At 71.9% G+C, this 12,342-nt stretch carries 11 protein-coding genes; 9 read left to right on the top strand and 2 right to left on the bottom strand.

Annotated elements, in window-relative coordinates; all coding sequences use genetic code 11:
* Positions 1-1,245 (top strand): tannase/feruloyl esterase family alpha/beta hydrolase (locus AB0C29_RS14480; protein WP_360820170.1); only part of this gene is annotated, 1,245 nt, incomplete at its 5' end.
* Here AB0C29_RS14480 and AB0C29_RS14475 read toward each other — a convergent pair.
* The gene (locus AB0C29_RS14475) at positions 1,235-2,464 is read right to left on the bottom strand and encodes a cytochrome P450 (protein ID WP_360820167.1); all 1,230 of its coding nucleotides are present in this window, start codon (positions 2,462-2,464) and stop codon (positions 1,235-1,237) included. The two genes, AB0C29_RS14480 and AB0C29_RS14475, sit on opposite strands and share 11 nt — an antisense overlap.
* A 107-nt stretch (positions 2,465-2,571) precedes the next feature.
* Here AB0C29_RS14475 and AB0C29_RS14470 point away from each other — a divergent pair, with 107 nt between their 5' ends.
* Positions 2,572-3,453, top strand: coding sequence for a TIGR03560 family F420-dependent LLM class oxidoreductase (locus AB0C29_RS14470; protein WP_360820164.1), 882 nt, complete (start codon positions 2,572-2,574; stop codon positions 3,451-3,453).
* A gap of 9 nt (positions 3,454-3,462) precedes the next feature.
* Here AB0C29_RS14470 and AB0C29_RS14465 read toward each other — a convergent pair whose 3' ends face one another.
* Positions 3,463-4,326 carry an alpha/beta hydrolase gene (locus AB0C29_RS14465; protein WP_360820161.1) on the bottom strand — a complete coding sequence of 288 codons (864 nt, stop codon included), beginning with the start codon at positions 4,324-4,326 and terminating at the stop codon, positions 3,463-3,465.
* Positions 4,327-4,414: 88 nt separating this feature from the next.
* Here AB0C29_RS14465 and AB0C29_RS14460 point away from each other — a divergent pair, with 88 nt between their 5' ends.
* From AB0C29_RS14460 to AB0C29_RS14430, 7 genes are all read left to right on the top strand, one after another.
* Complete coding sequence (locus tag AB0C29_RS14460; RefSeq protein ID WP_360820158.1) at positions 4,415-5,554, top strand: zinc-dependent alcohol dehydrogenase; 1,140 nt, start codon at positions 4,415-4,417, stop codon at positions 5,552-5,554.
* 18 nt (positions 5,555-5,572) lie between these two features.
* Positions 5,573-6,139 carry a hypothetical protein gene (locus AB0C29_RS14455; protein WP_360820155.1) on the top strand — a complete coding sequence of 189 codons (567 nt, stop codon included), beginning with the start codon at positions 5,573-5,575 and terminating at the stop codon, positions 6,137-6,139.
* A 36-nt stretch (positions 6,140-6,175) separates the two neighbouring features.
* Positions 6,176-6,913, top strand: coding sequence for a hypothetical protein (locus AB0C29_RS14450; RefSeq protein WP_360820153.1), 738 nt, complete (start codon positions 6,176-6,178; stop codon positions 6,911-6,913).
* An 89-nt stretch (positions 6,914-7,002) separates the two neighbouring features.
* Positions 7,003-8,442: an RICIN domain-containing protein gene (locus tag AB0C29_RS14445; RefSeq protein WP_360820151.1), complete on the top strand. Its 1,440-nt coding sequence runs from the start codon at positions 7,003-7,005 to the stop codon at positions 8,440-8,442.
* Positions 8,443-8,536: 94 nt separating this feature from the next.
* Complete coding sequence (locus AB0C29_RS14440; protein ID WP_360820148.1) at positions 8,537-10,510, top strand: PAS domain-containing protein; 1,974 nt, start codon at positions 8,537-8,539, stop codon at positions 10,508-10,510.
* Entirely contained in the window at positions 10,507-11,700 is a 1,194-nt protein-coding gene (locus AB0C29_RS14435; protein WP_360820145.1) for a response regulator, read from the top strand. Before AB0C29_RS14440 ends, AB0C29_RS14435 begins: the two co-directional genes overlap by 4 nt.
* An 18-nt stretch (positions 11,701-11,718) precedes the next feature.
* A complete protein-coding gene (locus tag AB0C29_RS14430; RefSeq protein WP_360553586.1) occupies positions 11,719-12,102 on the top strand; it encodes a response regulator transcription factor in 384 nt (127 codons plus the stop codon).
* Positions 12,103-12,342: the final 240 nt, after the last annotated feature.

Raw genomic sequence — 12,342 nt, 5'->3', positions numbered from 1 at the left:
GCCGCACCCACCGTGCCCGGCGCGGAACGTCAGCAGGCCGCTTGCCTGAGCGACCTCACCACCGCGGGCACCGTGGCCTCCGGCCACACCGACCCGGCCGACTGGGCCGGGCTGACCCCGGCCGGGGCCCGCAACCCCAGCGGCGTGCCCGGCGTGCAGATCGACGGCTACTTCCCGGATACGTCGACGGGCAACACGACCCGCGGCTGGAACCACGACGCGCAGTTCGTGCTCCGGCTGCCGGAACGCTGGAACGGCGGGCTGGTCGTGGCCGGCTCACCCGGGGTACGCGAGCAGTACGCCAACGACTTCGCGATCAGCGACTGGGTGCTGGCCCAGGGCTACGCGTTCGCCGCCACCGACAAGGGCAACGTCGGTGCCACGTTCTATCGCGACGGCCTGCGCCCCGGCGACGCCATCGTGGAATGGAACCAGCGGGTGACCCAGCTGACCCGGGCCGCCCGGGCCGCGGTCAAGCAGCGGTACGGCCACCAGCCCCGGCGCACCTACGCGGCCGGTCTGTCCAACGGCGGCTACCTCGTGCGCTGGCAGCTGGAGAACCACCCCGAGCTCTTCGACGGCGGCGTCGACTGGGAGGGCACGCTGTGGCACCCGGCCAAGCCCAGCCTGCTGACTTTCCTGCCGCCGGCGCTGCGGGCGTACCCCCGGCAGGCGGACGGCGAGATCCTGGCCGCCGGGTTCGCACCGGGCTCGGAGTTCCTCTGGGACTACCACTACCGGGTCTACTGGGACCTGACCCAGCGCATCTACCGCGAGGAGCTCGACCCCGGCTACGACGGCCCGGCCGAGGCGGGCACCCCGTTCTGCGCCTCCGGCACGCCGGCCTGCGACGCCGACTACGACTACGCGACCCGGCCCGCGGGGGTCCGCGCGGCGATCGCCCGGATCGCCCTGACCGGGCGGATCCAGCGACCGCTGATCACCCTGCACGGCACCCTGGACACGCTGCTGCCGATCACCCAGGACTCCGACGTGTACGCCGCCATGGTCCGCGACCGCCACCGCGACCGGATGTTCCGCTACTACCGCATCGAGGGCGGCAACCACGTCGACGGCCTGTACGACGCCTATCCCGACCGGCTGCGCCCGATCCTGCCGTGCTTCCGTACCGCGTTCACGGCGCTGACCGGCTGGACCGAGCGCCGGGCCGTACCCCCGCCCAGCCACACGGTGGCCCGCCCGGAATCGGGCGACCTGGCCAACACGTGCTCGCTCAGCGGTTGAGCGAGGCGGCCGGCTGGTCGGCCGGGCCCGGGACAACCGGCAGACTCTGCAGTCCGCGCATGATGAGACCCGGGCGCCAGGTCAGTTCGCCGGCCGGCACCGCCAGTCGCAGCTGCGGGAAGCGGGCCAGCAGCTGGCCGAAGGCGACCTGGGCCTCCAGCCGGGCCAGCGGCGCCCCGAGGCAGTAGTGGATGCCGTGGCCGAAGGCGAGGTGCGGATTCTGGGCGCGGTCCAGCCGCAGCTCGTCGGGCTCCGGGAACCGCCCCTCGTCGCGGTCGGCCGCGAGCAGCGCCACCAGCACCGCGTCGCCCGCGTGGACGGTGGTGCCGCCGATCTCCAGCTCCTCGGTCGCGACGCGGAAGGTGGCGGTCTCGACCGGCCCCTCGAAGCGCAGGAACTCCTCGATCGCGCCGGCCAGCAACGCCGGTTCGGCGCGCAGCCGGTCCCACCGCTCGCGCCGGTCGAGCAGCAGCCAGGCGCCGTTGCCGATCAGGTTGACCGTGGTCTCGTGACCGGCGATGAGCAGCAGGAAGACCATCGAGGACAGCTCGTCCTCGGACAGCCGGTCCTGCTCGTCGCGGACGCCGATCAGGCCGGACAGCAGATCGTCGCCCGGATGCGCGCGCCGCTCGGCGATCAGCCGGCGGATGTAGGCGACCATCGCCTGCATCGCGCCGGGCAGCTGCTCACGGTTCGCCGAGCCGGCCACGATGATGTTCGACCAGGTGCGGAACGAGTCCCGGTCGGCCGCCGGCACCCCGAGCAGCTCGCAGATGACCTGGATCGGCAACGGGAACGCGAACGCGTCGATCAGGTCGACCTGCTCCCGGCCGGCCATCGCGGTCAGCAGCTCCTCGGTGATCTCCTCGATCCGCGGCCTTAGTGCCTCGATGCGCCGGGCGGTGAAGGCCCCGGCGACCAGGCGGCGCAACCGGGTGTGGTCGGGCGGATCGGCCGAGAGCATGTGCCGGGAGATGGCGGCGTTGATCAACGGCGGCAGGGCGCGGTCGGTGGCCTGTCCGACCGGGTGGGCCTTGGACAGCCGCGGGTCGGCGAGGGCCTGACGGGCGTCCTCGTACCGGGTCACCAGCCAGGCGTTGACTCCGCTGGGGAGCCGGACGCGGCGGACCGGGGTGGTGGCGCGCCACCGGGCGTACACCGGGTGGGGATCGGCCTGGAACGCCGGATCGGTGAAGTCCTCCTGGAGTTCCTGCGTCATCGCGCCACTCCGTCCTATCGGCAACCGTCTATGACGGTACCGCGCCGGCCCGCCCGATCAGCGCCCCGGTCCGGGGCCGGCGCCGGACGCCGTGGCAGGGTGCCGGTATGCGACTTTCGATCTGGCCCGGCGCCGGGCAACCCTACGGTGAGGTCCTCGAGGTGGCCCGGCACGCGGCCGACACCGGCTGGGACGGCGTCCACATCGCCGACCATTTCATGCCGAACGCCGGCAGCGGCCGGCCGACCGACGCCCCCGTACTGGAGTGCGGTTCCCTGGTGGCAGCGCTCGGCGCGGTTGTGCCCCGGGTGCGGATCGGCACGCTGGTCTACGGCAACACCTACCGGCACCCGGCGGTGCTGGCCAACATGGCGGCCACCGTCGACCGGATCACCGGCGGCCGGTTCACCCTGGGCGTCGGCGCCGGCTGGCAGATCAACGAGCACGAGCAGTACGGCATCGAGCTCCCGCCGGTCAAGCAGCGCCTGGACCGTTTCGTGGAGGCCCTGGAGGTCCTGCACGGTCTGCTGCGGCAGCCCACGACCACCGTCGACGGCCAGTACTACCAGCTCAAGGACGCCGTCTGCGAGCCCAAGCCGGTCCAGGACCCGCTGCCGATCCTCATCGGCGGCAGCGGCGAGCGGCGGATGCTGGGCATCGTGGCCCGCTACGCCGACGCCTGGAACGCGTGGGGCCGCCCGGACCTGATCACGCACAAGTCGGCGGTGCTGGACCGCTTCTGCGCCGAGCAGGGACGCGACCCGAAGTCCATCGCGCGCACCGCGCAGGCGCTGACGGTGGTCGGCGGGCCCGTGCCCGAAGGGTTGTCGATGCCGGTCATCGGCGGCTCGCCCGAGCAGCTGGCCCGCGACATCGCCGGCTATAACGAGCTCGGCCTGGACGAGCTGATCGTGCCGGACGGCCTGCTCGGCACGGGCGCGGACCGCCGCAAGGCCATGGACACGATCCTCGCCCTCGTCCGCGGCTGAGAGGGCGGCTCAGCCGAGGTCAGCGAGGAACCGGCGGACGTGCGCGAACGCCCGCTCGGGGGCCTGGCGGAAGGTCCCGTGCCCGGCTCCGGTGATGATCTCGACGGTGACCGTCGCCCGGGTGAGCGAACGAGCCAGCCGCCGGGCGGCGGCGGCCGGTGAGACCGGGTCGTCCTCGCCGGCCAGGATCAGGGTGGGGCAGGTGACAGCCGGCAACTGCCCGGCCGGGTCCGCCGGTCCACAGCCGCCCTGCCGGAAGTGCGTCAGCACGTCTTCGTTCATGCGGGCCCGGGCGCGCCGCTGCTCCAAATCGGCGGAGGCGGCGGCGCTGCCGTAGAGCGGCAGGCCGTGCTCGCGCCAGGCGTCCGTGGCCTCGTCGCTGGTGTCGCCGGTGAGGTAACGCTGCGCCGCCGCACGGGCGACCGGCCCGCCGCGACGGTCGAACACGGCGAGGGTCTCCTCGAGCGAGGTGGGTACGCCTAGGGTGCTGTCCAGGACCAGTCCGGCGACCAGGCCGGGATGGCGGGCGGCGCAGTGCAGGGCGACCAGACCGCCGCTGGAGGAGCCGACGAGGACGGCCCGAGGGATGGCCAGAGCGGCGCAGAACTTCGCGACGTCGTCCGCCCACTGCGTCCAGGTCCAGGTGGCCGGCGCGCCGGGGTCTGACCGGCCGGAGCCCCGCTGGTCCAGGTAGATGAGCTGGGCGATGTCGGCGAGCTCGGTGAACTCCGGCTTGAACAGGCTGTGGTCGGCGCCCGGGCCGCCGTGCAGCAGCACCAGAGTGCGGCGTTCGCGCATGGCGGCGCCCTCGGGCACCAGGGCGCACCCCTCGACATCGAAGAACAGAGACACGTCGCCGAGGGAGACCCGCATCCGCTCATCATGGCCCGAGCGGGGGACGCGGCGTTTACCCCGGAACGCTTCGGGTAGCCGGGCCCGCGGGAGGTACAAGATGCGAGCAATGGTCTATCGCGGTCCGTACCGGGTCCGGGTCGAGGAGAAGGACCGCCCGGTGATCGAGCATCCCAACGATGCGATCGTGCGGGTCACCCGGGCCGCGATCTGCGGCTCCGACCTGCACCTCTATCACGGGATGATGCCCGACACCCGGGTCGGCATGACCTTCGGGCACGAGTTCATCGGCGTGGTCGACGAGGTGGGCTCCTCGGTGCGCAACCTCAAGCCGGGCGACCGGGTCATGGTCCCCTTCAACATCTTCTGCGGTACGTGTTTCTTCTGCGCCCGCGGCCTGTACGCCAACTGTCACAACGTGAACCCCAACGCCACCGCGGTCGGCGGGATCTACGGCTACTCGCACACCACCGGCGGCTACGACGGCGGCCAGTCGGAGTTCGTCCGCGTGCCCTTCGCCGACGTCGGGCCCAGCCTCATCCCGGACTGGATGGACGAGGACGACGCGGTGCTGCTGACCGATGCCACCGCCACCGGCTACTTCGGCGCCCAGCTGGGCGACATCGTCGAGGGCGACGTGGTGGTGGTCTTCGGGGCCGGACCGGTGGGGCTGATCGCGGCCAAGTCGGCGTGGCTGATGGGCGCCGGCCGGGTCATCGTCATCGACCACCTGGAGTACCGGCTGGAGAAGGCGCGGACGTTCGCCCACGCCGAGACGTACAACTTCACCGAGTACGACGACATCGTCGTGCACATGAAGAAGATCACCGACCACCTGGGTGCCGACGTGGCGATCGACGCCGTGGGCGCGGAGGCGGACGGCAACTTCCTGCAGCACGTGACGTCCAGCAAGCTGAAGCTGCAGGGTGGGTCGCCGATCGCGCTGAACTGGGCGATCGACTCGGTACGCAAGGGCGCGACCATCTCGGTGATGGGGGCCTACGGACCGATGTTCAGCGCGGTCAAGTTCGGTGACGCCATGAACAAGGGCCTCACCCTGCGGATGAACCAGTGCCCGGTGAAGCGGCAGTGGCCCCGGTTGTTCGAGCACGTGAAGAACGGCTATCTCAAGCCCAGCGACATCGTCACGCACCGGATCCCGCTGGAGCACATCGCCGAGGGTTACCACATCTTCTCGGCCAAGCTCGACAACTGCATCAAGCCGCTCATCGTCCCGAACGCCGCCTGACCCGACCGGAGGTTTGTCATGGCATACACACCGGAGAAGCCGAAGCTGGCCGAGTCGAGCGACCAGCTGCGCGCCCGCATCCCGGGCTGGGGCGTGGATCTGGATCCCAAGGACCGGCCCTCGGTGCCCAGGGAGCAGTTCGATCCGACCTTCAGCGGCGCGCACTGGGAATTCCCGGAACGCCAGCCGGAGAAGTGGCCGCGGGAACGCTCGATCGAGCACAAGTTCCTCACCCCGGTCTTCGGCACGTCCTGCCCGCCCAAGGGCCTGTCCGGAGTGATCCGCAAGTACGCCTACAAGCAGTACAGCGAGGGCCGGGCCGCGCACTGGCTGCTCCTGCTGGCCGCCGACCGGGTGGACACCGTGGAGAGCACGCTGCGCTCGTTCGCGAGCCTGCACCCGGACAATCCGATCACCGAGACCGGGGTGCTGAGCGAATTCAGCCACCACGGCATCGCGTCGCGGTTCGGCCGCAAGCGCACCGACGTCCGGCACCAGTGGATCGACCCGATCATCGTCGGCGCGCCGTGGGTGCTGGGCGGGGTGCTGGCGTACCGGATCGCCAAGCGGGTGGCCGGCCGCTAGGACGGCGTTCGCGCAGGTCGGCTACCGTGGGCGGCCATGTCCGAGCAGCCGCCTCCCGCCTGGATCCACTGGCCGATCCGGGTCCTCGCCGTGGTCTTCGTCCTGCCGTTCCGGCTGCTGTGGGAGCTGTTCCGGCTGATCGGCCGGTTCTTGGCCCGCTACGTCGGCCGGCCCCTGGCCTGGCTCTGGCACTACGCGGTGGCGGTCCCGGCCGCGTTCCTGTGGCACTACCTGGTCGCGGTGCCGGTCGCGTTCCTGTGGCGTTATCTGGTCGTGGTGCCGGTCGGCTTCCTGTGGCGTTACCTGGTTGCCCTCCCGGCGGCCTGGCTGTGGCAGCGGGCCTTGCGGCCGGCGCTGGGGTGGCTGGCGCGGTGGTTGATCGTCGTGCCGGCGCAGTGGCTGTGGCGGCACCGGCGGCAGTTGCTGCGGCCCTTCGCGCTGCTGTTGCACTACCTGCTGGTCGTGCCTCTCGTCTGGCTGTGGGCGGTCACCGCGCCGGTGTGGCGTGGAGTGTGGTGGGTGCTCGCCGCGGCAGGCCGGGGCATCGGCGCGGTGCTGGCCGCCGGGTGGCGCGGTGCCGGCCGGCTGCTGCGGCAGTTCTACCGGTGGGTGCTGCGGCCGGCCGGACTGGCGATTGCCTGGTGCTGGCGGTGGATCGTCCTGCCGGTGTGGCACGCGGTCGCCGCAGCCGGGCGGTGGGTGCACTCCTCGATCCTGCACCCGGCGGCCGACGCGGCCCGGGCCGTTCTGGTCGCCGTGGGCGTGCGCCGCTGACCGGCCCGGCGTTGTTGACACGACGGAAACCTGCGGGCAATCTGTGTTAACGGTCACATAGATCGTCACCGATTGGGAAGCAGGTCGTGATGCCGCTCGGACGCTGCGCGCGGGCCCTCCTCGCCGTTCTTGCCGGGACCGCCACGGTCCTCGCCCTCACCGGGGCGCCGGTGCTCGCGGCGCCGGTGACGGTGGCCAATGGGACCCAGTTCACCGACACCTCCGGGGCTGTGGTGCACGCGCACGGCGGCGGCGTGCTCAAGGTCGGTGCGTACTACTACTGGTTCGGCGAGAACCGCAACGCCGACAACACCTTCCGGTACGTCTCGGCGTACCGCTCGACGGACCTCAAGACCTGGGAGTTCCGCAACCACGTGCTCACCCAGTCGTCGGCCGCCGAGCTGGCCAGTGCCAACATCGAACGGCCCAAGGTGATGTACAACGCGAGCACCCGGCAGTTCGTCATGTGGATGCACAAGGAGACCGCGACCGACTATGCCCAGGCGCGAGCCGCGGTCGCCGTGTCCAGCACTGTGGACGGTGCCTACACGTACCGGGGCAGCTTCCGGCCGCTCGGCACCCACATGTCGCGGGACATCACCACGTTCGTCGACGACGACGGCACCGGCTACATGGTGTCCTCGGCCAACGAGAACCGCGACCTCAACGTCTACCGGCTGACCAGTGACTACACCGGCGTCGCCGCGCTGGTCCGCAGCTGGCCCGGCGACGTGCGGGAGGCGCCGGCGCTGTTCAAGCGCAACGGCGTCTACTTCATGCTCACCTCCGGGGCCACCGGCTGGAACCCCAACCAGCAGAAGTACTCGTCGGCCACGAGCATCACCGGCCCGTGGAGCGCTTGGAGCAACGTGGGCGACGCGACGGCGTACGGGTCGCAGACCGCGTACGTCCTGCCGGTCGCGGGCACCGCCGGGACCGCGTACCTGTACCTGGGCGACCGCTGGGGCAACTCGCTGGGCGGCACGGTGAACGACTCCCGCTACGTCTGGGCGCCGCTGCGCTTCCCGAGCGCCACCACGCTGGCCCTGGACTACTTCCCGTCGCTGGTCATCGACACCGCGGCCGGCACGGTCGCCGGGCCGGCGGGCTCCTGGAGCACCGTGGTCGCGCGGCACTCCGGCAAGTGCGTCGACGTGGTCGGCGGCTCGACCGCCGATCTCGCCGAGGCGATCCAGTACACCTGCGGCACCGGCCTCAACCAGCAGTGGCACCGCCGCGAACTGGGCAACGGCTACGTGCAACTGGAGGCCCGGCACAGCGGCAAGTGCCTGGACGTGGCCGACGCGTCGACCGCCGACAACGCCCGGGTCGTGCAGTACACCTGTGGGACGGGTACCAACCAGCAGTGGCAGGTGCAGGACGCCGGCGGTGGCTACTACCGGCTCGTCGCCCGGCACAGCGGCCGGTGCCTGGACGTCATCAGCGGCGGGACCGCGGACGGCGTACGGCTCATCCAGTACGCCTGCGGCACGGGCGCCAACCAGCAGTGGCTCAGCCGGGCCGTCTGACATCGGCGCGGGCGTGACGCTCAGATCCGGACACGGGTGGCCGATGGGCAGCAAGGAGGGTGCACACCGCCCCGGTCGCTGAGAAGGGCAAAACGTGTCTGGACGTCGAGCGCCACAGGTGGCCGCGGCCCCGGCCGGTCCGCTGCCGCCCGGGATCGACGCCGCCGTGCTCGCCGCGGCGCTGCCGTACGCCGTCTGGGTGCTCACCGAGGCGGGCGAGATCGAGTACGCCAACCGTGGCCCCGGTGGTCCGGGCGAGCCGTGGAGCTCCCTGGTGCATCCGGAGGACCTCGCGGCCGTGGAGTCCGCGGCGCGGGTGGCGGGGGCGACGCCGTACGAGCTCGAGTGCCGGCTCAAGCGGGCGGACGGCTCGTTCGGCCGGCACCGCGTGCGGTTCACTCCCGTGGACGCCCGGCCCGGCTCGTGGATCGCGGCCGGCACGGATGTCGAGGAGCGGGCGGCGCTGCGCGACGAGCTGACGAGCACCCGGCGTTGCGTCACCGAGACCCTCTCCCTGCTGGAGGCCCTGGAGGCGGCCGCGCCGGCCGGGTTCGGCTTCGTGGACAGCGGCTCCCGGCTGATCCGCGTCAACGAGACGCTGGCCGCCATGGGCAGCGGCCCGCGGGCCGAGCAGCTCGGACGGTCGGTCCATGAGGTGCTGCCGGGCGTGTGGCCGCAGATCGAGGCGAACTACCACCGCGCGTGGCAGACGGAGACGGCGATCGTCGGCACGGTGGTCACGGCCCCGTCGCCGGGGGAGGCCGACGGTCCCCGTTCGTGGCTCGCCGGTTGCTACCCGGTGCGGGTGGAGGACCGGATGATGGGCGTCGGCCTGGTGCTGGTCGACGTCACCGAACGCGAGCAGGCCCAGGCGTTCCGCTCGGTGATCATGGACGACATGGCCGAGGGGCTCTACACGGTCGACGGCGACGGCAAGCTGACCTCGATGAACCGGGCCGCCTCGGAGATGCTCGGCTGGGCGGAGAAGGACCTGCTCGGCCTCTCCGTGCACGCCACGGTGCACGCGGTGCCGTGGCACGGCACGCCGCAGCCGGAGAGCGAATGCCCGCTGCGCCACACCCGCACGGCCGGGCAGTCCGTGCAGACGGTCGACGAGACCTTCGTGCGCCGCGACGGCACCACGTTCGGCGTCGCGTGCTCGGTCGCACCGCTGGAGACCGGCGGTGGGCAGCCGGGTGCGGTGGTCACCTTCCGGGACATGACCGAGGTACGGCGCGCCGAGCTCGAGGCGCGGCACGACCAGAAGCTGGAGTCCCTGGGCCGGCTCTCGGCCGGGCTGGCCCACGAGATCAACACGCCGATCCAGTTCGTCGGGGACAACACCCGGTTCCTGGCCGACGCGTACCAGGACATGCTCGACCTGCTGCTGGTCTACCGGGAGTGCATGGCGCCCGCGCTGGGGGAGCTGCAGTGGAGCGAGCGCACCGAGCGCGCCCAGCGGGCCGAGGCCAAGGCCGACCTCGAATACCTCTCCGCCGAGATCCCGGCCGCGGTGAGCCAGAGCCTGGAGGGCGTCGAGCGGGTGGCCTCGCTGGTCCGGGCGATGAAGTCGTTCAGCTACAAGGACTCCACCGAGCAGTCGTACGCCGACCTCAACGAGGCCGTCCGGACCACCCTCACGGTGGCCCGCAACGAGGTCAAGTACGTCGCCGACGTGGTGCTGGACCTCGGCGAGCTGCCCGACGTGCTGTGCCACCTGGGCGACCTCAACCAGGTCTTCCTCAATCTGCTGGTCAACGCGGCCGACGCGCTCAAGGACCAGGCCGAACGGGGTGAGATCCGGATCAGCTCCCGCGTGGACGGCCCTACCGCGGTGCTCACCTTCGCCGACAACGGCACCGGCATCCCCGCGGACATCCAGCAGTCGATCTTCGAGCCGTTCTTCACCACCAAGGAGGTCGGCAAGGGCACCGGGCAGGGTCTGGCGCTGGCCCGGGCGGTGCTGGAGAAGCACGGCGGCAGCATCGAGGTGCGGTCCGTGGTGGGTGAGGGGACGGAGTTCATCCTGCGCCTGCCCATCGCCGGCAAGCCGGACGCCTCCGCATGAGCAAGGCCCGGGCCCTGTTCGTCGACGACGAGCCGCGCATCCTCGACGGGTTGCGCCGCTCACTGCGGGGCAAGCGGGGCGAGTGGGAGATGGCGTTCGTCTCCGACGGCGCCGAGGCTCTGGAGCTGCTCGCCCAGCAGCCGTACGACGTGGTGGTCTCGGACATGCGGATGCCCGGGATGGACGGCGCCGAGCTGCTCACCAACGTCAGCCGGCGGCACCCCGAGGTGGCCCGGGTGGTGCTGTCCGGGCACATCGAGCCGGAGGCGGCGATCCAGGTGGCCGTGGCCGGGCACCGCTTCCTCACCAAGCCGTCCGACGCCGAGAGCCTCATCGCCGTCATCGAGCAGCTGCTGATCCGGACCTCCAGCGCCCATCAGGACGAGGCGCGGCGGATCGCCGGCGGGGTCCGGGCCATCCCGACCCTGCCCGAGCACACCGACGGGATCATCGGCCTGCTCGCCCCGGACGCCAACCTGTCGTACGCGGTGCAGATGGCCATGCACGACGTCGGCCTGACCGCCAAGCTGCTCCAGCTGTCGAACTCGCGGTTCTTCGGCTCGCGCCCGCGCAACTCCTCGGTCGAGTCGATCGTCAACGCGATGGGTGTGCCCATGGTGCAGGCGGTGGCCGGCGCGGGACACGTGCTGCGCCCGACCTCGGCCTGGGACCCGGCGATCGAGGATCATCTGCGCACCGCCTGGCGGCACGCGGTGGCCACCGCCTGCCTGGTGGACTTCGTGGCCTCCCCGGCGAACCGGCCGCACGCGCAGGCCGCGGCGCTGCTGCAGGACGTCGGGCGGCTGGTCTGCCTGGCCGCGGTGGGGGACAAGGAGGGGTCCGCGGTCGATCTGGACGCGGAGACCCGGGACGGGGTCCCGTTCCGTGACGTCGGGGTGGAGCTGTTGCACCTGTGGGGGCTGCCGCCGCCGATCGTCACCGCCGTCGCCCAGCGCGACGCCGAGCAGACGCCGGACCTCTCCGGGCTGGGTGTGGCCGCGGCGGTGCGGACGGCCCACCTGCTGATCCAGGGCACCGAGTCCGCCTGCCCGGCCGCCGGCCGGCACGAGGAGGAGCTGGCTCAGCTGCTGTCCCACCCCCAGTTGAAGGCCCAGGCCGTGGACTGGCGCCGTGCCGCCGACGAGGCGTCGCGCCAGGCCGGGCTCTGGCACAGCCACGGCAGGCACTGAGGCGGGAAGAAGGAATCGATGGCACGCATCCTGGTGGTCGACGACGACCCGGCGATCCGGCAACTGCTCACCGACGTCCTCGAGATGGACGGGTACGAGGTGAGCGTCGCGGTGGACGGGCTCGCCGCCGTCCGGGAGGTGCAGGCGGCCCCGCCCGACTTCGTGATCCTGGACGTGATGATGCCGGGCCTGGACGGCTTCGGGGTGCTCAGCACCATCCGGGCCCAGCCCGGCGAGCCGGTGCCGGTGCTCATGCTGACCGCGGCGGCCGAGTCCGACGCCAATGCCCGGGCCTGGGCCGGCGGCGTCGACTACTACCTGGCCAAACCGTTCACGGCCGACGCCGTGCTCGACCTCGTCGACGGCGTGCTGACCGGGCCGGTGGGCGCCGCCGATTCGTGAGACGTCTTGCTCAGGATGACGCCGGGACCGCCGATGTTCTCGCCACGGACGGAGGCGGCCCTCGCTGCTGACGGCGTCACATAGTTACTCAGAGTGAGAAGGAGTGCGCAGGCCGTGAAAATTACCAGCCTGGCGGGATCGGCCGGCGCCGCCGCCACGAACCGCCGACGCGTCGCGGCAATTGTCGCCGCCGCCCTCGCGGTCGTCAGCCTCCCGGCTCCGTCCGCCGCGCGGGCCGCC

This window comes from Actinoplanes sp. NPDC048791, from assembly GCF_040650095.1.
Classification (GTDB): domain Bacteria; phylum Actinomycetota; class Actinomycetes; order Mycobacteriales; family Micromonosporaceae; genus Actinoplanes.
This window is presented reverse-complemented; position numbering and strand designations above follow the sequence as displayed.